Source organism: Brevibacillus sp. HB2.2 (assembly GCF_013284275.1).
Classification (GTDB): domain Bacteria; phylum Bacillota; class Bacilli; order Brevibacillales; family Brevibacillaceae; genus Brevibacillus; species Brevibacillus brevis_D.
Genome location: NZ_JABSUV010000026.1, coordinates 72,710 through 93,374, shown reverse-complemented (window position 1 = coordinate 93,374; position 20,665 = coordinate 72,710). Strand labels below are relative to the sequence as shown.

Here is a 20,665-nt window from a genome sequence, read left to right as displayed (position 1 = left end):
AATCTTCCATTTAATTGTTAATCGTTCGAGCAGGTTCGTTCTTTCCTTTCCATTGGGTTTGCAACTCACTTACATTTACTCAACATAAGCAGGTGTTTAATAATGAAATCATTGGTAACTAGTACATTCATAGTCTTACTCGGACTTGTGAGCGCTGTCATTATCGGCTTCGGTCCAGATCAACTGATGGACAACAGAGGATACGACGAAGAACAAGTAGGGCTGTCCAATCAAATTATCATCAAGTTCAGCCACGTGATCGCGGAAAACACGCCGAAGGGTCTGACTATCGAACGTTTTTCCCAGCTCGTGAAGGAAAAGACAAACGGACGTGTAGAGGTGCAAGTCTTTCCCAACAGTATCCTTCACACAGAGAAAACTGAAATGACTGCTTTGCAAAACGGCGAAATCCAGATGATCGCCCCTGCATTCTCCTACGTGTCGAACACGATTCCCGAGTGGGCTGTCCTTGATCTGCCTTATCTGTTTCGATCGCAAGAGGACGTCGAAACTGTATTCAATGGGGAAATCGGCCAAATACTATTCGATAAGCTTGAAGATTCCGACATGAAAGGGCTGGCCTTTTGGGCAAGCGGCTTTAAGCAAGTGACAGCCAACCGCCCATTAATTATGCCTTCCGATTTTGTCGGCCAACGTTTGCGCATCATTCCAGGCAACGTGATCGAAGCTCAGTTTCGCACGCTCCACGCAATTCCTGTAGGCTCTTCCTTCAATGAATTATACAGCATGCTGGCTGCCGGAAAAGTAGACGGCGAAGAAAATACGATCTCCAATGTGTACACCAAACGGCTTTACCACGTTCAAAAGCACATGACGATTAGCAATCACAGTTATTTGGGCTACGCCGTCGTGATTAATAAAACGTTTTGGAACAATCTCCCCGCAGATATTCAGCAGGCGATATCAGAAGCGATGCAGGAAGCGACAGCTTACAATAATCAGTTGGCTGTTTCGATGAATGACAAACAACTACGCTTGCTCCAAGAAAATGGGGGGATGAACATCCACGTACAGACAGCAGAAGAACGTGCGGCCTGGATCGAAGCATTGCAGCCAGTCTACGATCAATTCGCCCCGAGTATCGGAGAACCCTTGATGCAGAAAATCAGAGAGCTCCACCAACGCCGGTGAAGCTCTCAAGCAATCTCCTCACTCTGCTCCTTGCGCATGGGCAAAATGAGCGTAAACACCGATCCCTCTGACGTGCTATTTGCGAGGAGGAGATCTCCACCAAGCGCCTTCGCCATCATGCGAGAATAGGACAGCCCCAAACCGAGTCCACGTACTTTGTCTTTTTTATTGCTTCCCCGGAAAAAGCGCTCAAACACAAGAGGCTGTTCCTGTGCGGGTATTCCTGGTCCATCGTCTTTGACGTCGATTCGTAAATCGGTGTCCGTTTCGTAGAGAGTGAGCGCTATGCTTCCCTTCCCACCAACAGCCTGTTTCGCGTTGTTCAAAAGGTTAATCAAGATTTGCTGGACACGCCCCGGATCGACATAGATCATCGTCTGCTTGTCCAGAACCCCAACGGTAAACGTAACGTGACCGAGGTCGTTAACAATCTGCCATTGTGAGGCGATCTCGCGGACCAGCTTGTTCACGTTTTGCTCTTCCTGACAAACGGTGATCGCTCCTACGGCAAATGAATTGAAGTCTAGCAAATCCTCTACCATTTTTTGCAGACGCTTGGTCTCCTTCAAGCAGATTTCCAAGAACTCCTTCTGCTCCTCACCAGAAACCACCTCGTCGTTAATTGCCTGGATCAATCCGCTAATTGACGTAACGGGGGTTTTCAACTCGTGTGTCACCCCTGCCAAAAGCTCTGTTCGCATGCTTTCCAGCTGCCGAAGACGGTCGGCCATTTCTGCAAACGTATGCACCAGTTCGTGAATTTCCTTTTCCTTGATCGTTTTATTGAGCAAGACGTCGTAGTTTCCTTCTACGATCTGTCTTGCGGACATTACCACATTTTGAATCGGTTCAGACAGCTTCCGCGCATGAAAATAAATAACCGCCCAGCCAAGCACACCCAAACTCCCCAGCATGATGACCAAATATTGGATTTCTTCTTTCCCTACCTTGATATCCGTTTCTGGAAAAAGCAAGATCACCTCGCCAATGATTCGGTCATTGAACTCCAAATTCTTCCTGATTACATACAGGGTCTCCCCTGACGGATGCCTCACTTTATCCCGCATATCTGCCTGCTTCAACAGCTCAGGTGCTGCCTGCTGCAAAGGAGGCGGAAGCTTGGTTGGACGACTGTATACGACCTTTCCTTTTACATCTTCAATGAACAAAATCAGGTTGCGATCCACACCCATAAACTTGCGCCGATTATCCAATACCTGATGAAGTTTTTCCCCCACCAAAATATTTCCAACATCATCGACGACTCGATCAGCTACTTCCTCCGCAAACAGTCGCGTGACCTCGATCTGCTTTTCAATCGCTGCGTACTTGATCCAATAGGCAGAAACAGCCCCAATGATGAGTAATCCGATCACGAGGGTGAGTAGATAGCGTGTGGTCCAATAGCGCAGCAACGATACGGGCTCATTGTTTTTTATAAACACAGAATTGATACCCAACCCCTCTTTGCGTCTTGATCTCGCCTTCCTGAACTGGCCAATTCTCCAGCGTCTTTCTGACCCGCTTGATCGCCAGGTCTACAGCACGGTCACTCCCACCATAGTCCATTCCCCATACTTGTTCGATCAATTGCTCCCGGGTAAAGGTCTGATTCGGATTTTGTGCCAGAAAAAGCAGCAAGGACAAATCGCGCGGGTGAAAAGTCAGTTCAAGACCGTGCAGCGTCACGTGGTGGGACTGAAAGTTTATTTTTAAGCTTCCAAATAGTCGGGTTTCCTGATCTTTCACCAAAATTACAGAGCGGCGCAGCACCGCATTGACTCGTGCAACTACTTCATCCGCGACAAACGGCTTCGTTATGTAGTCATCTGCCCCTTGATTCAGTCCTTTGAGCTTTTGGTCTGTTTGACCGAGCGCTGTCATGATAATGACCGGACAGGAGCTCTTTTCGCGAATGTACTGGAGAATCTCCCAGCCGTTGCGTTCAGGGAGCATGACATCCAACAGAACCAGATCCGGCTTTTTTTCGTCAAAAAGCTCCATCGCCTCAAGTCCGTCGTTCGCTGACCAGACCTCATACCCTGCCTTTTGCAAGTAAGCCTTTATCACACGCGCTATCACCAGTTCATCTTCTACCAATAATATGCTTTTCATATCTTCCCTACCTGATTTACAGACATATGATCATTCCTATTCGAGAATTCTCGCATGGTCTCTCTAATCGTCTACGTACTTCTATTCTATCAGTTTACAACCTTGTATTTAAATTTCGCTTTGATGTTTTTGGAAAATAGGAAAAAAGCCTTGCATCCTGTAAAAAGGAGCAAAGCTTTTTTTGTGAGGAACGTCCTCACTTTTCGTTAATTTTACACGTCAAAGTTGATGTCTTCATCGCTAGCATCGCCTTCGAACTCATAAATGGTATCGTCAGAGTCGCTGTCGATGATTTCACCTTTAATGTCGGCATCTTCGAAATCCTTGTCGTCCCAGATATCTTTAATAATATCTTCAACGAGAGCCTCTACATCGCCATCGTCATCCAGGTCATCGAATTCATCTTTGTATTTATCCAGATTGATCTCGATTTCTACATCGATATCATCCTCATCACCCTTCAGGGAGATACTCCATTTGAGGTCTTTGTAGTCATCGTAATCAGAGTTCAGATCATCTTCCAAATCATCCAAGGCATCCTGAATATCATCATCTTTTTTGTTACTGTTGTTTTTCTTGCCGTTTTTCAAATCAGAGATCTCTTTGTTCAGGCTATCGATGGTGTTTTGCAGGCTTCTGATTTGAGCATCACGTGCAGCCAACTCGTTTGCGTGTTGGGAGTTAGGCAAGTCTTTTACCGTAATGGTGTACTTCGCGCCATCCCATGCTACATCCTTGCTGAATACGCCAGCCATCATGCGAAGTGGAATGTACGTGGTTCCGTTTACGATGAATGGTTCGATTGTTGTTGGAACAGCTGCACCGTTATAAATAACTTTAATGTTGTTGTACTTAGCTTGCAGATTCTTCGTTCCAGTCGCCGCTTGAGAGCTCGTCGGAATAAGTGTGGTAGTCAGAATCAACGCTGAGGCAATCGCCAGATATTGCTTCTTGAACATAGAAAATCCTCCATTCTCCCGGTTGTCTATTTCTTTCGTGTCACTATGTACCTCTCTTACTTTACCTATCGTTCGTGTCGAGAGTATGTCAATCATTGATTTTTTCCTTTCCAATTTGAGGGGATTTCTATGACCAAAATGACCAAAACAACCAATATGACCGCATCATTTTCAATTTTTCACACCATCTATACAATGCAAAAGAGAGGGATAAAGCGCTTTCAATTTTTGGAGGAGGAATGGATTCGATGCGGATCAACTTTAAAAATCTGACCGTACAGGTCGTTATTGCCATCATTCTCGGTATCGTAGTTGGTCATTTTGCACCCAAATTCGGCGCAGAGCTGAAAGTGTTGGCCGATATTTTTGTCAAACTGATCAAAATGGTTATTCCACCGATTGTCTTCTTCACCGTGGTGAATGGAATCGCCAGTATGGGAGATATGAAAAAGGTCGGAAAGATCGGCGGAAAAGCGCTACTCTATTTTGAAATCGTTACCACAATCGCATTGGCGATCGGACTGTTGGTTGTCAACTTGATCAAGCCTGGAGCAGGCTTTGACAAAACAGGACTGACCAGTGGGGACGTCTCCAAGTATACGGAGGCTGCTGCTCAGAGTAACAACGGTTTTATTGATTTTATTACGGGGATCATCCCGGAAAACGTCGTCGGGGCTATGGCAAAAGGAGAGCTGTTACCCATTCTGTTCTTCGCTGTCCTGTTTGGTCTCTCACTCGCTGCCATGGGGCAAGCGTCCCAGCCTGTCATCAAGCTGTTTGACAAGCTGACACACGGATTTTTTGGTGTCGTTAACATGATCATGAAGGTTTCTCCAATCGCTGCATTTGGGGCGATGGCGTACACGATTGGCAAATTCGGCATCGGGTCGCTGACCAGACTGGGCCTTTTGATGACGGCAGTCTATATCACGATGTTTTTGTTCATTATTCTCGTATTGGGCGGGATCGCGCGCTACTACAAATTCAGCATCTTCTCGTTTATCAAATACATTCGGGAGGAAATTCTGCTCGTGCTCGGAACATCCTCCTCAGAGTCCGCTCTTCCGAGAATGATGGACCGGCTGGAGAAGTACGGCTGCTCCAAATCCGTTGTCGGTCTGGTCGTACCGACGGGCTACTCGTTTAATCTGGATGGCACCTCCATCTATTTATCTATGGCTGCCATTTTTATCGCCCAAGCATATGGCATCGAGCTCAGCTTTTGGGAACAGATCACTCTTTTAGGAATCCTGATGATTACGTCAAAAGGGGCTGCCGGTGTCACAGGTTCTGGTTTCATTACACTCGCCGCTACCTTGGCAGCCTTCCCTGTCATTCCAGTCGAAGGTATTGCCCTCCTGCTCGGCGTTGATCGATTCATGTCAGAAGCTCGTGCCATCACGAATCTGATCGGAAATGGCGTAGCTGCCGTGGTCATAGCCAAGCATGAAAATGAGTTCCATCCGGGACGCGTCCAGCAAACAGATGAAACGGCCATCGAGTCGGACAACGAGTCAGAAGCAAAACCGATCATGGCCTAGTTTCAATAAAAAAGAGGTTCTCCGATTGGGAGAGAACCTCTTTTTGCTTTAGTCATTCGGCCATGTTTTGCGAAGCTCAACCTCAAATTGGCGCAGGTGATTAATTCGCTTCTGAGCTGCCTGATACTCCTCCTGCCAGCCATCTTTCTCGCGCTCTCTGATCAGCTCCGCCTTTTTCTCCAGTTCCCTTACCTCATTTCGCAATGCGATCACGATGTCCAATAGCTCATCCATCTCCATGGATCGCATGTCTTGAATAAAGACCCATTCCGCTTCTGTTAATCGATACTGTTTGTTCGCCATGTTTCATCATCCTTAAAATAACCTCTATCGAAGTCCACTCATAGAGGAGCGACCGCGCTTTAGAGGATAGTTAATATTCGTACTCGTTTATAAGTGTGTCATTTTTAAATAAAAATGTTTCATTTTAAAGAAAAACGATGTCATTTCGTGTATAATAGTTGTTGTAGGTATGAATGTCGACAATAATCCGCACAACAGGGGGGATTATTACTAAAATATCACCGGGATGGATATAATTCCAAATAATTATTGACGACTTGTTGCTCACTGGGAAAAAGAGTAGCTATCTATGCCAATACAGTGTTTTGCGTGAAGGAGGATCTTACATGTTCTCTATTAGAGAATCTGATTTGCCGGGAATCGGCAGGAAGTACCAGGTCGAAACCAGAAGTGGCGACAAGCTGGTTATCGTCATTCACGATGACGGCCGCCGGGAAATGTATCACTTTGACCGTGATGATATAGACGAAACTCTCTCCATGGTTACCCTTGACGATGATGAGGCGAGACAAATTGCTGCCATCGTAGGCGGCTTGACGTACAAACCATCTGCACTGGAAACAGTCGAGGTTGCGTTAGACAAACTCATGATCGAATGGTACAAGATTGAATCGAACGCTCCTGCCATTGGCAAGACGATCGGGGAACTCAACATTCGTCAAGAAACAGGCGCTACGATCATCGCCGTTATCGAAAAAGACCATAATCAAACGATTAATCCCGGCCCCGAGTATGTCCTTTGTACAGGATCTACTTTGGTCGTTGCAGGTGAACGGAAGCAGGTGAAGGCTCTCAAGACTATTCTCAGCAACGGAGGTGAGTGATATTGGAGCACATCGTTTTTGAAGTCGGTCTTGCCCTCGCACTCATAGCAATCGCGGGGTTCCTCTCCATGAAGTTAAAATTCTCCATCGTACCCTTCTACATTCTCGTCGGGATGATCGTGGGTCCACACGCTCCCGACATCGGTTTGTTTGATCTCCGCTTTATTTCAAGCGCCCCGCTCATCGAATTTATGGGCAGACTCGGCGTACTCTTCCTGTTGTTTTACCTCGGACTTGAATTTTCAGTAGGCCGCCTGATCAAGGCTGGTCGATCTATTGCCGTTGGCGGTACCATTTACATTGTCATCAACTTTACCCTCGGCCTCTTGTTTGGTTGGGCCGCTGGATTTCCACTTAAAGAAGTTTTGATTATCGCAGGTATTACTACTATTTCCTCCAGTGCCATTGTGGCAAAAGTACTGGTGGATCTCAAACGTACAGCAAATCGCGAAACAGAGATGATCTTGGGGATCATCATGTTCGAAGACATATTCTTGGCCGTCTATATCTCAATCGTGTCCGGCTTGGTGTTAAGCGGTGCAACTTCTCTTGCTGGCGTACTCTCATCCGCATTGATTGCACTCGGCTACATGCTCCTCCTCATTATCGTAGGACGCAAGCTCGTTCCTTTCCTGAATCGGGCATTGAACATCAAATCAAACGAAGTGTTTATGATTACAGTGTTTGCCGCTTTGTTTCTGATTGCGGGTTTTTCCGAAACGATCCATGTTGCCGAAGCCATCGGAGCATTACTCGTAGGTCTCGTCTTGGCAGAAACACAACACATGAAGCGCATCGAGCACCTCATCCTGCCGTTTCGAGACTTCTTCGGGGCCATGTTCTTCTTCAGCTTCGGTTTGACAATTGATCCATTGTCATTAGGTGGAGCCGTATGGTTGTCCATTGGTGCAGTTGCCCTTACCCTTTTCGGTAACGTTGTCGCCGGACTTTTGGCTGGGCGAAGTGCTGGGTTGCCTCCGAAGGCTTCTACCAATATTGGACTGACCATCGTATCTCGCGGTGAGTTCTCCATCATCATGGCTAATCTCGGAAAAGCGGGCGCACTCATGGAAATTTTGCAACCATTTGCGGCTCTTTACGTTTTGATACTCGCCATTTTAGGTCCTTTGCTGACCAAGGAATCCAAGCATATTTACAAGCTGCTCAATGCTGTGTTTCGTCTGGATCGAAAGGCACCCGTCAAAGAACCAGCAAACAAAGCAGACGCTGGATAATCAGAGAGACATGACTACCGACAGCAAATATGCCTGCTGTCGGTTTTTCTATTGGATCGCAGACAGCATGTTCTCCATGATTTCTTCACTCATCGGGCCGATGTATTTATTCTGGACCACGCCGTTCGAATCAATGATGTAGCTGGTCGGAATCGAAATGGCTTTGGACACATTCGCTACTTTTTTATCGGGATCGAGCAAGATCGGGAAGCTGATGCCGTACAACTTCACGAAATCCGCCACTACTTCCGGGCTCGTCTCCGTATCGGTCAGATTGACCCCGAGAATAACTACACCTTTTTCCTTGTTCTCCTCATAGTAACGCTGCATGTCCGGCATTTCTGCGCGGCAAGGAGGACACCACGTCGCCCACAGATTGAGAATGACTTTTTTCCCGCGAAAATCGGACAGTTTGACCGTACCGCTACCTATTTGCTGCAATTCAAAATCCGGAGCGGTATTTCCTTTTTCCATTCCAATCTGCCCGTTGCCTTGCTCTCCAGATGACGCGCTTGGCTCCTGCCTGTTCAAGATTTCCGAATCGAAAATGCCCCATCCCAAAAGCCCCAAGAGCACGACAATCGCCCAAACATTATGATGCTTCTTCATCGGTTGCTCCCCCTATCGGCTTCACTCGTCTGGACAAAAAGAGCAGCAAGAGAGCGAATGTATAGTACATGAGCTGATCGCTGGAAAGTCCTGCAAACACAGCTTCTCGATTTGGAACAAAAAAGTGCACATAGACTTGGCTAATGGCAAACCACATTACGGGTGCAAGCCAAGCCGCCAGATGAATGAGTCCTTCCTTTGCCCGTTGCAGCCACCAAAGAAAGCAGGCGCATATGGCGATCTGCTGTACGTGATACCACATGCTGCTCTGTTCGAACACGACCGTGAGTAGCTGGTAAACGCCCGTTGCAGCAAGAAAACCTGTCGCCATTGCCAAGGCGACCAAATGAACAGGAATCGCTTTTTTTCGTACTGTCTTGGTGAGGTAGACGACAACTACCACGACAGCCAGCATGGTTCCGTTTTCTCCCCCAGAAAAATAAAGAATGGATGAGGGGTTCTCCAGCGCTTTGGAAAAATCAAACAAGATGTAGCTGAATTTCCAAACGAGAAAAGCCAGCACCAGTTTATGACTCAACAGCTCAATTACCGCTGACTTCCATTCCCTACTATGTGTAAGCTGAGCGGATATAGCCACAAAGCCGAGCGAAAGCGAAACAACGACCGCCAGCATGCTCATTTTCAACAAAAAGGGGCCTATTTGAAAAGCATCCGACATTTTCGTTTCCTCCTTTAGGAAAATGGCTTACTCTAGGAAAGACAAGTATTCAAACAACTATCACCATATCAGGAAATGGGGAATAAAGGAATGCTCACGAATATTTTTACTTTGCAGGAGCGCTATGCCCTTGCTTTTTCTACGCGAACCGAGCATCCACAAGTGCGCGTATATCGGGATGAATCGGTCCCGGATATGTATAGCCATAATTATACAGAAGTCATGTCGGTGCCCACGCAGGACTGGCTACAAGCTTATATCGAGCAAGAGCTTCGGCGTGCCAAAGAGCAGCAGCTCGGCCACTTGAAGCTGGAGCTGCACCCGTCGCTACCTTTTTCAGAAGAGTTCGTGTCTTTTGCGACTCAGCTTGGGTTTGAAGTGAATACGATGCTGTACATGCTCGCTCCGCTGGAGGTTGCCGATAAACTGGCGCCGAATCCACAATGCTCCGTTTTACGAGGAGATTCAACTGACGTCATGGAAGCAGGCATACGCTGCCTTACTGCTTATGATTCGGTTATGATCAATCCTGATTTTGCTGTCCGTAAAGCGAACCGGAAAAGAGCGGTCTATGAAACCGGTGAGATCATCCCGTATGTATGCTTTGTCGATCAGGAGCCCGTCGGCGCATGTGAATGGCATCTTTACAAGGAGCTCGTTCGTATGGAGGAATTTTTTATACTGGATGCCTGGCAGCGTAGGGGACTCGGTACGGAAATCATTCGGGTCATGATGCAGGACGCCAAAAAGCTCGGCGCCACCCATATGTACTTGACCACCTATGCAGATGATACGCCACAAGAAATGTACAGAAAGCTCGGCTTTCAAGAGGTCGGGAGGCATTTGGAAATGATCTGGCGCAAAAACTAGAAAAAAGCTCCCACCAAGTCGCTTAGTGGGAGCCCTCCAATTTTTGGCGTTAATCTACTCTTTTGTCATGGTAAGCAGCGCTTCTGCCTCCCGATCTCTTCGGTCGGTTTCGCCATTTTTGGTCCATTGTAAAAAGCGGTCGTCCAAAAGCTCGGCCAAGATTGCTCGTTTGTCCGCTTCGCTCACAGACAGCGAGAGTATTTGTCTTCTCATGCTGCCGAGAAAAAGCGTGTAGTCCTCGTATTCCGGTCCTACCCAATCTTCAAGCTGGCGGCGCATTTTCTTTGCCAGACCCGGGTTGTTTCCACCCGTAGAGATCGCAATCTGCAAGTCTCCACGTGCAACGACAGATGGAACGGTAAAGGAACAGAGGTCTGGGCGATCAACGATATTGATCCACTGATGCGGACGACACGCTTCGTATACCGCCAAATTGACGGCAGGATCACTCGTCGCTGCGATGATGAGCACTGCCTCTTCGACATCCTGTGGGGTAAAGGGGCGCAGTGCTACCGTCAGCTTCTTGGCGTGTGCCCATTCAAGAATAGTTGCCGTACAGGAGGGACTCACAACGGTGACATCCGCACCAGCAGCAAGCAGACTGCCGATTTTCCGCTCGGCTACTTGCCCGCCACCGACCACCAAGCAACGCTTGTTTTGTAGATTGACCATCATGGCATAGTGACTCACCAGCGTTCCCTCCCCTCGGTTTCCTATTATTGCACCTGCTCGATTCCAAGCGTAGCTTCAAACCAGTTGATTTTCTCACGCATCTTCACGACTTCACCGACCAGAATGATTGCTGGATTCGTGATGTGACTGTTTTGGGCCAAACGTTCCTCAATATCAGCCAAGGTACCCGTTACTACTGCCTGCTGCGGGAGTGTTCCCCACGAAATGACGGCTACTGGCGTATGTGGATCGCGTCCGTGCTTGATTAATTGGGTGCGGATCAACGGCAGGTTGGCGACTCCCATGTAAAAAGCAACCGTGTCGATGCCATTCGCGAGAGCACTCCATTTTTCTACCGCCAGCTCCGGTTTGTCTTCACGCAGATGTCCCGTCACGACAGCAAATGACGAGCCGTGATCGCGGTGTGTCACCGGAATACCTGCATACGCCGAGGCTGCAATTCCAGCTGTTACTCCCGGGACGATTTCAAAGGCAATTCCTCGCTCAGCCAAATGCTGTGCTTCTTCTCCGGCACGACCAAACACACAAGGATCGCCGCCTTTTAGCCGTACGACGACTTTTCCTTCCAGCGCTTTTTCCGCTAACAGCTCGTTAATCGATTCCTGTCTCATCGTATGATGATCCGGCAGCTTGCCGCAGTAGATGCGTTCTGCCGTCTGTGGCGCGTACTCCAGCAAAGCTGGATTTGCCAGACGATCATACACAACCACCTCTGCCTTTTGCAGGCATTCCATTCCTTTTACGGTAATCAGCTTTGGATCGCCAGGGCCAGCTCCTACGAGATAGACTTTCCCCGCGCCGCTCATCGGTCACTTACTCCTGCTGATGCAAATGTCGCCATCTCACGAACCATCCGTGTCGCTGCTTCCACGATTGGAAACGCCAATGTTGCTCCGCTTCCTTCGCCCAGTCGCAATTTCAGGCTGAGCAGCGGCTCCTTGCCTAATGCTTGCAGGACAAAATCATGCCCCGGCTCCTCAGAACGGTGACCTGCGATCAAGTAATCAGCAACGAGTGGCTCCATTCGAACAGCAAGCAAAGCCGCTACCGTAGCGATAAAGCCATCCAGCAGCACAGGGACACGGCGAGAGGCTGCTCCCAGGATCGCTCCTGCCATTGCTCCGATTTCCAGTCCGCCGACTTTTGCCAAAACGTCCAACGGATTGGTTGCATCCGGGCGATGCAAGGCAAGTGCTTCGCGAACAACTGTCTTTTTACGCTGCCAGCCTGCGTCATCCAGCCCTGTTCCACGTCCGACGATTTGCTCAGGATCAGCTCCGGTTAAGGCTGACAGGATCGCGCTACTAGCTGTCGTGTTGCCAATACCCACTTCACCGACGATCAGGACTTTGGCGCCTTCCCCGATCATCGCTTCTGCCATCTCGAGGCCAACTGCGATGGAGCGCTGCGCTTCGTCTGCCGTCATCGCAGCTTCTTTCAGCATATTGCCCGAGCCTGCTTTGATTTTCTTATGATAAACACCTGGTGCTTCGATCTCGACCGCTACACCGACATCTACGATTTTTTGAATGGCTCCGATTTGTCTTGCGAAGACGTTGACTCCAGCTCCACCATGAACCATATTCAGCACCATTTGCGCTGTCACTTCCTGCGGATAGGCAGAGACACCTTCCCGTGCCACACCGTGATCGGCCGCAAAAACAAGCACGCCCGGCGGTGTTACAACAGGCATTGTCTCACCTGTCATCCCAGCCAGCTCAATAGCCAATTGCTCCAGGCGACCAAGGCTGCCAAGCGGTTTGGTCAACTGATCCACATGCTGTCTCGTTTGCTCACTTGCTTCCTGATTTCGTGGCTCAATCGCCGGATAAATGACTGACATTATACTGCACCTCTTTTTCTTGAAAAGCCTTCATGTACTCTTCGATCGTATCCAACTTCACATGGCGACGAACAGTATCCGCCAACAGATCGTACCCCTGCTCTCGTAGAGCGACAAAAGAGGGGCGATCCGTAATGGGTGAGAGTCCTTTTTGCTCACGGATGGCATTCAGCAACAGTGTGCGGAAGTGGTCATTGTGGAACAGGCCATGGAAATACGTGCCGATCAACTGCCGCTCCTCCTGACAATAGCCCTCCGTACGCCCCTCCATCTGGATAAAAGGAAAATCATTGCGCGAATAAGTCGATTGCCCCATGTGAATCTCGTAGCCTTCCACCGTCAGCTCTTCCTTCGCAAATACTGCTTCACCACGGGACAAAACAGTCGTTTTCTTCTGCTCCATCGTCGTAATCATCGGGATAAGACCCAGCCCATCAAGCTGCTGTAATGGAGACTCGACTCCAGCAGGATCATGAATGGCTTCTCCCAGCATTTGATAACCGCCGCACAAACCGACGATATACGTCTTCCCTTTATGATGAAGGTCTTTGACTGCCGCGGCAAGACCTGTCTCTCGTAAGAATTGCAAATCCTCGAGTGTATTCTTGCTGCCCGGCAAGACAATCAGGTCAGGTTCACCCAGCTCTTCCAAACGTGTCACAAAGCGCATCCGGCAATCCGGCTCTACAAAAAACGGGTCCACGTCTGTAAAGTTGGAAATTCGCGGATAGCGCAAAACCGCAATGTCAATCTCCCGCGGTGTCTCACGCTGCCCTTGATAACGGTGCAAAATCAACGAGTCCTCTGCATCGATCCACAAGTCTGGAATAAATGGCACGACACCAAGGACAGGCTTGCCTGTATATTCTTCGAACCAGTCGAGTCCCGGCTGCAAAAGCGTCAAATCACCGCGAAAACGATTGATAATGACGCCGATCACGCGGTCCCGATCTTCGGGCTCGAGCAGTTGGAGGGTACCGACCAAGCTGGCAAACACTCCCCCTCGCTCGATGTCTGCCACTAAAATGACGGGCGCTTTCGTGAGGCGAGCTACTCGCATATTGACAAGCTCACGGTCATTCAGATTGACCTCTGCCGGACTGCCAGCCCCTTCAATGACGATCCGCTCATAGGAGCTGGCGAGTCGTTGATACGCTTCCTCAATGATCCGCAAGCCCTTGTCATAAAACTCCGTCCGATAGGCAAAAGCCTTCATGTTGCCGTATGGCTCGCCGTTAACGACAATTTGCGATTCGGAATCTCGTGTCGGCTTGATCAAAATGGGGTTCATGTCAGTTGTCGCCAGAATTCCTGCTGCCTCTGCCTGAACGCCCTGTGCCCGCCCGATTTCTTTTCCATCCAGCGTCACGTAGGAATTCAGGGCCATATTTTGCGATTTGAACGGAGCTGTCTTGTAGCCATCTTGGGCAAAAATCCGGCACAGCGCTGTTGCAATCGCACTTTTTCCTGCATCCGAGCTGGTACCTTGCACCATCAACGGGAGGGTCTTAGGCACGCTCGGCCACCTCCGCGCAACGGCTCAGCCAACGTTCGACCAGTTCAGGATTGGAGCCGAAATGCAAGTGAGTATAGCCTGCGACCAGATTTTCTTGGACATAGCCCTCCGGTTTCGTACCGCGGAGCCCTTTCGTCTCATATGCTGCTGGCAGCTCTTGATCCGAAGCATACGTAGAGTAATGGAATTCATGCCCTTTTGCCTGTTCCTCTGTGCCGAGCAAGAAATTGCCTTCCTTGCCACGCACTTCCCGATAGCCAAGCGCTGCGAGCTTTTTCTGCATGGTCACCTTGCCTGGGATGAGCCCCACCATTGGATAGCTGTCGCCATCGGTTGTGACGATCGCCTCTGTCAAAAACATGTAGCCGCCGCACTCAGCCAAGGTAGGCAAGCCTTTTGTGATCGCAGATCGGATCGATTGTTTCACCGCTTCATTTTGCGATAGCTCTGCTGCAAACTCCTCCGGGAAGCCTCCCCCGATGTACAAGCCATCTGCGTCCTCAGGCACTCCCTCACCGGCCAGTGGGGAAAAGAACGCAAGCTTCGCGCCATATGCTTCGAGTAGCTCCAAATTTTCCGGATAGTAAAAATGAAAAGCAGGGTCCTTCGCTACAGCAATGGTGACATTGGCAGACGCTTCTCGCGGAGCAAACAGCGTGGGTTCTACTTGCAGCGGCTCAGCCTTTGCCAGTTCCCAGATTTGCTCCAAATCGACTGTCTCTGCGATCAAGTCAGCCAGCTTTTCAAACAGCGGTGTCAACTCTCCACGCTCGACAGATGGCACCAACCCGAGATGACGTTCCGGTATTTCCAGCTCATTCTCCCGTTTTAGATAGCCTACGACCGGAATCCCGCATTCCTGCTCGATCGCTGCCTTCACGATTTTGTGATGCCCTTCACTCCCGACCTTGTTCGCGATGACACCGACGATTCTCACCTGTGGATTGAGCAGTTGAAAGCCTTTGACAATCGCAGCTGCACTGCGCGCCATGCTCTGACAATTGACCACCAACAGAACCGGAGAGCCAGTCAGGATGCTGATTTCTGCCGTGCTGCCTTTATCGCTGGTCGCTTCCTTGCCATCGTACATGCCCATGACACCCTCGATAATCGAGATGTCAGCCCCCTCGCTGCCGCGGACAAAAATCTCCTTCACGATCTCGTGCTCCAGCATGAAGCTGTCCAGATTACGCGAGGCTCTGCCGGTCACAGCCGTATGATACGTAGGATCGATGTAATCAGGTCCGCACTTGAAGCCCTGTACGGTATGCCCTTTTCTTTTCAGAGCAGCCATCAGTCCGATGGTAACGGTTGTCTTACCCGCTCCGCTGCCCGTTCCTGCAATCACAATACGGCGGCTGTCCGTCATGCGCGCTCCTCCTCATGATAGGGCATCAATCCGACCGAAATGGTGGTGTTGCCCGACTTCTTCTTGGTCAAAACGAGTTCGCCCGCGCCAGCGTACAGCTTCGCGGCAGGCTCGCTTACTCCGTACGCTCCCGTGAACTTGAAGACGGTATCAGACGGATCGCTGATCTCTACCTGATTCAACTCTTCAGGCGAATACCAGACGAATGGCCAGCCGTATTTTTCGCAAACGGCGATGAGGCCTGCTTCATCCTTTTTCAGCTCGATGGTCGCCAGTGCTTTTACACTTTTGATCGAAAATTGCAGTTCATCCAGCGTTTCCTTGATGACAGCCTCGATCTCTTCTGCGGAGGTTCCCCGGTTGCAACCCATCCCGAGCACGATTACCTTCGGACGATAAAGGACGCCGTTGTCCAAAATCGATTGTTCCTCCGGTGTGAGCAAGCGATGAGAGACGACGAGAGCAGCTTGCGGCTGATCGGCTTGTGCCTCAGCGATTGTCGCGTATTCCTTAATAGATGGTGGCATCGGTGTGTCATGCATCCACCAGTCGCGTTCACCGGATTCATTGATGACAGCTACGCGCTCCTCGTTTACGACAGAAGCACTGACAGGGGTCAGCTTTTCAGCGGAATCCCACTCCCAGCCAAAACGTCTACCGAATAGATCGACGGGAATCGTCTTTTGTACGTCAGATGCTGTGGTGATAATCGGACGAGCACCCATGACTGCCGCTACCTCACGAGCCAGCTCGTTGGCACCGCCCAAATGGCCAGACAGCACACTGATGACATTCTCCCCACGGTCATCGACGACGACGACACCCGGGTCTTTCTTTTTGTCTTCGAGCAAAGGTGCGATCATCCGAATAACCGCACCCAGTGAAATAATGATGATTAAGCCTTTATAAGCAGGCCAGAGAGCGGGAAACAGCATCCGGACACTGTTGGAAAACAGCTGGATGCCGCGCGCTTCCTCATCTCCGCGCTCGAACTTGCTCATGTAGTACAGGTCTGTCCCAGGGAATTTCTGTGCCAGATCGCGCGCCATCTCTACACCGTGCTTCGTGATCGCGACGATCGCATAGTCTCCGCGCTGCTCGATAACAGGGATTTCTCCCTCGATCAGTTCGATGATCTTCATTATTCCTTCACACCTTTTCTGAACCCGTGTGTAAAGGTTTTATCGTACAGCTTGGAACGGTATTGCTCACTCTTGTCGTGGATGTTCGGGTCCAATGCCCAGCCAGCCAAAATCATCGCGTGCTTGCGAATACCGTTTTTGCCCATGTCTTCGTCCAAATTTTTCAGCGTGGTGCGAACGATCAATTGATCCGGCCAGCTTGCACGTTGTACGACTGCTACTGGTGTATCCTCGCTCCAGCCTGCATCGACCAGCTCACGGACTACTTTTTTCGTCAAAGTCGCACTAAGGTACAGAGCCAACGTACAATGATGCTCAGCGAGCGCACGCAGCTTTTCTCTTTCAGGCACCGGTGTGCGACCTTCCGCGCGGGTGAGGATGATCGTCTGTGTCAGATCAGGAATCGTCAGCTCGGCTCCTACTGCTGCCGCTGCCGCAAATACTGAGCTCACACCTGGAACGATTTCTACCTCGATGCCTTTTTCTTTTAATAGGGCAATCTGTTCCATGATCGCGCCATAAATGGACGGATCACCTGTATGCAGACGTACGACTGTTTTTCCGCTATGAATACGGTCTACCAACAGCTCTACCATTTCTTCCAATGCCATACCCGAGCTTTGCAGTACCTCTGCATCGGGATTGCTCATTGCTACCAAGTCCTCGTTCACAAGGGAGTCGGTATACATAATAACGTCTGCCTTTTGCAGCAGCTTCAAGCCTTTTACCGTAATCAAATCAGGGTCGCCGGGACCCGCTCCAACTATGTACAGTTTCATTATTTTTTCACCACCATCAGTGTAAGATAGCTAAGCTCTGCCCGCTCCAGTTCACGCATATCGGTCCAAACCATTTCCTCGGAGGAAGTGACCTTGGTCGCTACCGCTGCCTTTTCAGCCAGCCCCATTTCTTTCAGCAAGCCAATGATCATTGGCAGTACCTTTGCTACCTTCAGGAACACGACGGTATCATGGTTCTCAAGCGCTTTGCGCATGGCTTCCTTGTCTTCTGTTGCCGGGATGATGCCGATCTGCTCGTCCCCGTCCGCCAGCGGCAGATTGAAGCGGGAAGCTGCTCCTAGAAACGAAGAAACGCCTGGTACGGTCACGATTGCTACTTCAGGGTGCTCCTCATGCATGACGCGCATCATGTGGATGAACGTGCTGTAAAACATCGGATCGCCTTCCGTTACAAAAGCAACGTCCTTGCCTTCAGACAAACGCTCCCAAACGATCTCCACTGTGTTGTTCCACTCGCGCTCCAAAATTTCTTTGTCCCGCGTCATCGGGAATACGAGCCCAAGCATTTCCTTGTCTGGGGTCTGCACATACAGCTCTGCGATTTGATGCGCGTAGCTTTTGCTGCCCATCCGTTTTTTCGGATACGCAACCACTGGTGATTGCTGTAATAGACGAAATGCCTTGACGGTAATCAATTCAGGGTCGCCGGGACCTACTCCCAGTCCGTACAATGTTCCGATCTTAGTCACTTGCTGTCTCCTCCTTGTTCTTCTGCCTGCTTGGCCCAGGCCGTAATGATGTAGATCGGATTCAATGCTTCAAAGCGCGTTAGGGACAAAATCGGCTTGCTGCGCGATAGCTGCGCCAGTGTCACCGATGTCTCAAATCCTTCTTGCGCGAATGCTTGTGTCGCTTCGTACAATGTCTCAATGGTCGCTGCATTCACCACGATCCGGCCATTCGGGCGCAGTCGTGTGCAGCAGATGTTCAACAGCTCGCGCAATTCTCCGCCACTGCCGCCGATAAAGACGGCATCCGGGTCCGGGAATTCATCCAAGCCATGTGGGGCGCGTGCGTTAATCACTGTCAAATCCGTGCGAAACTTCGCCATGTTCTGGCGACAGTTTTCCAGATCGTCCACGTTCTTCTCTACGCCGTACACTTCACCCTCACGCGCAATTCGTGCCGCTTCAATGGCGACAGAGCCTGTGCAGGTGCCGATGTCCCAAACGATGCTTTTCGTATGCAATTGCAGCTGCGCAATGCTTAAAATGCGCACTTCTTTTTTCGTAATAAGTCCCTTGTCCGGCTTGCGCTGGGAGAACTCCTCGTCTGCGATTCCGAACGGCCATACCGGGCTTGGACGGCGTTTTTTCAAAATCACGACATTCAGATCAGAGAAGCTACCATCAGCCATTTCCTCAAGGGAATACCAGCCTGCCTGCTCTTCGGCACTGCCGAGATTCTCCGCCACGAACGCATCATACTCGGTCATCTGAAACGAAAGAAGGTACTTGGCAATCGCTGCTGGCGAGTTTTCCCGATCCGTCAACAGTGCGACCTTATCCTTCCCGTCGATCCGCTGTGCCAGACCTTTGATACTGCGCCCGTGCACACTTGCCAATGTTGCATCCTGCCATGCTTCGCCCATTTTGGCAAAAGCGAGCTGAATGGAGCTGAGGTGCGGGTAAATCTCTACGTTCAGCTTTTTGGAAAGTAAGCCACCTATCCCGTAAAAGAGCGGGTCACCTGACGCCAGAATGACCGTCTTGCGCGTCTCTGTGCGTAGCTCTTCTACCATCGCGGTCAGTCCGCCCTTTAGTACACGCTTTTCTCCTGTATACTCCGGGAAAAAGCTGAGGTGCCGCTCGCCTCCAACCAACAGCTCACTTTCCTCTATCCAATTCCGGTACAACGGCAGCAGGCTCTGCTGTCCATCATCCCCGATTCCAATTACTTTCATCGCCTGTGTCATTGATCGTCACCCTTCCCAACAGGGACCCTTTCATTGTGATGATGATGGTCTCGACCTCGATGCCGCCGCCCACTTCCTTTAGTGCGGCGCGACAGCAGTTTTCGCACATAATCTCGAAAAAGGCTGGTGTGTCTACCATCATATCGCCTACCTGCGAAGCGGTGTTGGCTCCCAAAATTTCGTCAATACGCTCCTGTGAAGCACCTGCATCTGCTGCCATTTGAGCGAGGAAGCCGAAATCGACGGGTGCGCTTTTGGAATGAACCATCATGACGCCCTGCGCTACCTTGGAAAACTTGCCCATCATCCCGACCAAGGTCACTTTGCGCATCTTTTTGTTCTTGCACTGCTTGAGGGAAAAGCCGACGAAATCGCCCATCTCCACGAATGCTTCTTCCGACAGCTCTGGATAAGTAGCGACTCCGTAGGATTCACTCTTTCCGCCCGTCGACAGCACAATATGATCGCAGCCGGCTTCCTTGGCGACATTGACCGCTTGTGCCACGCTTGCCTTGTAGGCAGAAGTGGAGAACGGCACCACGATTCCACGCGTCCCCAAAATGGAGATGCCGCCGAGTATGCCAAGTCGTCCATTCAAGGTTTTTTTGGCGATTTCCTCACCCGTAGGCACGGAGATGACGATTTTGATCCCGCGCTGGGTCCCGTACTCATCCAGAACAGCCTGCGCGGTTTCCCTGATCATTTTGCGCGGGACGGGATTGATCGCTGCCTCGCCAATCGGAACAGGCAACCCTGGCTTGGTCACCCGTCCTACACCGAGTCCGCCATCCAAAATAATCCCAGGCTCATCCGACCATTCCACCGTAGAAAGAATTAGGGCACCGTGTGTCGCGTCTGGGTCGTCTCCCCCATCCTTGATCGTGCCTGCTGTCGCCCTCTCCAATGAAAATTCACAGCTCTCCATCTGAAAGGTGACATCCTCGCCGATTGGCAGGCGAATCGTCGCTTGGCTTTGCTCTTCCTGAGTAATCAGCGCGATCAAAGCAGCCTTGGTTGTCGCCGTTGCACATGATCCAGTCGTATATCCATGGCGGAGGGGTTTTGCCTCTTTCTCGTCCGTTGCTGCTTTGGCTGCCATC

General features: G+C 50.2%; 21 protein-coding genes. 5 read left to right on the top strand and 16 right to left on the bottom strand.

The features are described from left to right. Window positions 1-102 precede the first annotated feature (102 nt). Entirely contained in the window at window positions 103-1,152 is a 1,050-nt protein-coding gene (locus HP401_RS19250; protein WP_173606169.1) for a DctP family TRAP transporter solute-binding subunit, read from the top strand. A gap of 5 nt (window positions 1,153-1,157) precedes the next feature. Here HP401_RS19250 and HP401_RS19245 read toward each other — a convergent pair whose 3' ends face one another. From HP401_RS19245 to HP401_RS19235, 3 genes are all read right to left on the bottom strand, one after another. Continuing rightward, window positions 1,158-2,612 carry a HAMP domain-containing sensor histidine kinase gene (locus HP401_RS19245; RefSeq protein ID WP_173606168.1) on the bottom strand — a complete coding sequence of 485 codons (1,455 nt, stop codon included), beginning with the start codon at window positions 2,610-2,612 and terminating at the stop codon, window positions 1,158-1,160. Then, window positions 2,578-3,267, bottom strand: a complete 690-nt coding sequence (locus tag HP401_RS19240; RefSeq protein ID WP_012684996.1) for a response regulator transcription factor — start codon at window positions 3,265-3,267, stop codon at window positions 2,578-2,580. The genes HP401_RS19245 and HP401_RS19240 overlap by 35 nt, the downstream gene beginning before the upstream one ends. Window positions 3,268-3,479: 212 nt before the next feature. Further along, entirely contained in the window at window positions 3,480-4,226 is a 747-nt protein-coding gene (locus HP401_RS19235; RefSeq protein ID WP_173606167.1) for a stalk domain-containing protein, read from the bottom strand. Between the two features lie 248 nt (window positions 4,227-4,474). On the opposite strand from HP401_RS19235, the gene HP401_RS19230 reads away from it, so the two are divergent. Beyond that, on the top strand, window positions 4,475-5,767 hold the full coding sequence (locus tag HP401_RS19230) for a dicarboxylate/amino acid:cation symporter (protein ID WP_172141982.1): 1,293 nt from the start codon (window positions 4,475-4,477) through the stop codon (window positions 5,765-5,767). A gap of 48 nt (window positions 5,768-5,815) precedes the next feature. Here the strand turns inward: HP401_RS19230 and HP401_RS19225 are convergent, their stop codons facing one another. Further along, the gene (locus HP401_RS19225) at window positions 5,816-6,070 is read right to left on the bottom strand and encodes a hypothetical protein (protein WP_012684992.1); all 255 of its coding nucleotides are present in this window, start codon (window positions 6,068-6,070) and stop codon (window positions 5,816-5,818) included. A 326-nt stretch (window positions 6,071-6,396) separates the two neighbouring features. Between HP401_RS19225 and HP401_RS19220 the strand changes: the two genes are divergently transcribed. Further along, complete coding sequence (locus tag HP401_RS19220; protein WP_012684991.1) at window positions 6,397-6,894, top strand: cation:proton antiporter regulatory subunit; 498 nt, start codon at window positions 6,397-6,399, stop codon at window positions 6,892-6,894. Between the two features lie 2 nt (window positions 6,895-6,896). Beyond that, window positions 6,897-8,129: a cation:proton antiporter gene (locus HP401_RS19215; protein WP_173606166.1), complete on the top strand. Its 1,233-nt coding sequence runs from the start codon at window positions 6,897-6,899 to the stop codon at window positions 8,127-8,129. Between the two features lie 48 nt (window positions 8,130-8,177). Here HP401_RS19215 and HP401_RS19210 read toward each other — a convergent pair whose 3' ends face one another. Further along, complete coding sequence (locus HP401_RS19210; RefSeq protein WP_173606165.1) at window positions 8,178-8,738, bottom strand: peroxiredoxin family protein; 561 nt, start codon at window positions 8,736-8,738, stop codon at window positions 8,178-8,180. After that, window positions 8,722-9,417 (bottom strand): hypothetical protein, encoded by a 696-nt coding sequence (locus HP401_RS19205; RefSeq protein WP_173606164.1) that lies wholly within the window; start codon window positions 9,415-9,417, stop codon window positions 8,722-8,724. Before HP401_RS19205 ends, HP401_RS19210 begins: the two co-directional genes overlap by 17 nt. A 90-nt stretch (window positions 9,418-9,507) precedes the next feature. On the opposite strand from HP401_RS19205, the gene HP401_RS19200 reads away from it, so the two are divergent. After that, window positions 9,508-10,287, top strand: coding sequence for a GNAT family N-acetyltransferase (locus HP401_RS19200; protein ID WP_012684987.1), 780 nt, complete (start codon window positions 9,508-9,510; stop codon window positions 10,285-10,287). Window positions 10,288-10,341: 54 nt separating this feature from the next. On the opposite strand, the gene HP401_RS19195 is transcribed toward HP401_RS19200, so the two are convergent. Genes HP401_RS19195 through HP401_RS19150 form a run of 10 tightly spaced genes read right to left on the bottom strand, consistent with a single transcriptional unit; the run spans window position 10,342 to window position 20,664 of the window. Then, window positions 10,342-10,977 (bottom strand): precorrin-2 dehydrogenase/sirohydrochlorin ferrochelatase family protein, encoded by a 636-nt coding sequence (locus HP401_RS19195; RefSeq protein WP_173606163.1) that lies wholly within the window; start codon window positions 10,975-10,977, stop codon window positions 10,342-10,344. 26 nt (window positions 10,978-11,003) lie between these two features. Next, a complete protein-coding gene (gene cobA / locus HP401_RS19190; protein ID WP_173606162.1) occupies window positions 11,004-11,786 on the bottom strand; it encodes a uroporphyrinogen-III C-methyltransferase in 783 nt (260 codons plus the stop codon). Beyond that, window positions 11,783-12,823, bottom strand: a complete 1,041-nt coding sequence (gene cobT / locus HP401_RS19185; RefSeq protein ID WP_173606161.1) for a nicotinate-nucleotide--dimethylbenzimidazole phosphoribosyltransferase — start codon at window positions 12,821-12,823, stop codon at window positions 11,783-11,785. The genes cobA and cobT overlap by 4 nt, the downstream gene beginning before the upstream one ends. Then, complete coding sequence (locus HP401_RS19180) at window positions 12,798-14,339, bottom strand: cobyric acid synthase (protein WP_173606160.1); 1,542 nt, start codon at window positions 14,337-14,339, stop codon at window positions 12,798-12,800. Before HP401_RS19180 ends, cobT begins: the two co-directional genes overlap by 26 nt. After that, entirely contained in the window at window positions 14,332-15,708 is a 1,377-nt protein-coding gene (locus tag HP401_RS19175; RefSeq protein ID WP_173606159.1) for a cobyrinic acid a,c-diamide synthase CobB, read from the bottom strand. The genes HP401_RS19180 and HP401_RS19175 overlap by 8 nt, the downstream gene beginning before the upstream one ends. Beyond that, a complete protein-coding gene (locus tag HP401_RS19170) occupies window positions 15,705-16,850 on the bottom strand; it encodes a cobalt-precorrin 5A hydrolase (protein WP_173606158.1) in 1,146 nt (381 codons plus the stop codon). Before HP401_RS19170 ends, HP401_RS19175 begins: the two co-directional genes overlap by 4 nt. Next, on the bottom strand, window positions 16,850-17,629 hold the full coding sequence (gene cobM, locus HP401_RS19165; protein WP_087344448.1) for a precorrin-4 C(11)-methyltransferase: 780 nt from the start codon (window positions 17,627-17,629) through the stop codon (window positions 16,850-16,852). Before cobM ends, HP401_RS19170 begins: the two co-directional genes overlap by 1 nt. Beyond that, entirely contained in the window at window positions 17,629-18,339 is a 711-nt protein-coding gene (gene cobI, locus HP401_RS19160; RefSeq protein ID WP_173606157.1) for a precorrin-2 C(20)-methyltransferase, read from the bottom strand. The genes cobM and cobI overlap by 1 nt, the downstream gene beginning before the upstream one ends. Next, window positions 18,336-19,565, bottom strand: coding sequence for a precorrin-6y C5,15-methyltransferase (decarboxylating) subunit CbiE (cbiE, locus tag HP401_RS19155; RefSeq protein ID WP_173606156.1), 1,230 nt, complete (start codon window positions 19,563-19,565; stop codon window positions 18,336-18,338). The genes cobI and cbiE overlap by 4 nt, the downstream gene beginning before the upstream one ends. Continuing rightward, window positions 19,528-20,664, bottom strand: coding sequence for a cobalt-precorrin-5B (C(1))-methyltransferase (locus tag HP401_RS19150; RefSeq protein WP_173606175.1), 1,137 nt, complete (start codon window positions 20,662-20,664; stop codon window positions 19,528-19,530). The genes cbiE and HP401_RS19150 overlap by 38 nt, the downstream gene beginning before the upstream one ends. Window position 20,665 lies beyond the last annotated feature (1 nt).

Bases quoted from the DNA above. Each gene is read 5' to 3' on its own strand.
- HP401_RS19205 (WP_173606164.1), bottom strand. From the start codon at position 9,417: ATGTCGGATGCTTTTCAAATAGGCCCCTTTTTGTTGAAAATGAGCATG.
- HP401_RS19225 (WP_012684992.1), bottom strand. From the start codon at position 6,070: ATGGCGAACAAACAGTATCGATTAACAGAAGCGGAATGGGTCTTTATT.
- HP401_RS19235 (WP_173606167.1), bottom strand. From the start codon at position 4,226: ATGTTCAAGAAGCAATATCTGGCGATTGCCTCAGCGTTGATTCTGACT.
- HP401_RS19230 (WP_172141982.1), top strand. From the start codon at position 4,475: ATGCGGATCAACTTTAAAAATCTGACCGTACAGGTCGTTATTGCCATC.
- HP401_RS19150 (WP_173606175.1), bottom strand. From the start codon at position 20,664: ATGGCAGCCAAAGCAGCAACGGACGAGAAAGAGGCAAAACCCCTCCGC.
- cobA (WP_173606162.1), bottom strand. From the start codon at position 11,786: ATGAGCGGCGCGGGGAAAGTCTATCTCGTAGGAGCTGGCCCTGGCGAT.
- HP401_RS19175 (WP_173606159.1), bottom strand. From the start codon at position 15,708: ATGACGGACAGCCGCCGTATTGTGATTGCAGGAACGGGCAGCGGAGCG.
- HP401_RS19240 (WP_012684996.1), bottom strand. From the start codon at position 3,267: ATGAAAAGCATATTATTGGTAGAAGATGAACTGGTGATAGCGCGTGTG.
- HP401_RS19210 (WP_173606165.1), bottom strand. From the start codon at position 8,738: ATGAAGAAGCATCATAATGTTTGGGCGATTGTCGTGCTCTTGGGGCTT.
- HP401_RS19200 (WP_012684987.1), top strand. From the start codon at position 9,508: ATGCTCACGAATATTTTTACTTTGCAGGAGCGCTATGCCCTTGCTTTT.
- cobT (WP_173606161.1), bottom strand. From the start codon at position 12,823: ATGTCAGTCATTTATCCGGCGATTGAGCCACGAAATCAGGAAGCAAGT.
- HP401_RS19220 (WP_012684991.1), top strand. From the start codon at position 6,397: ATGTTCTCTATTAGAGAATCTGATTTGCCGGGAATCGGCAGGAAGTAC.
- cbiE (WP_173606156.1), bottom strand. From the start codon at position 19,565: ATGACACAGGCGATGAAAGTAATTGGAATCGGGGATGATGGACAGCAG.
- HP401_RS19250 (WP_173606169.1), top strand. From the start codon at position 103: ATGAAATCATTGGTAACTAGTACATTCATAGTCTTACTCGGACTTGTG.
- HP401_RS19170 (WP_173606158.1), bottom strand. From the start codon at position 16,850: ATGAAGATCATCGAACTGATCGAGGGAGAAATCCCTGTTATCGAGCAG.
- cobM (WP_087344448.1), bottom strand. From the start codon at position 17,629: ATGAAACTGTACATAGTTGGAGCGGGTCCCGGCGACCCTGATTTGATT.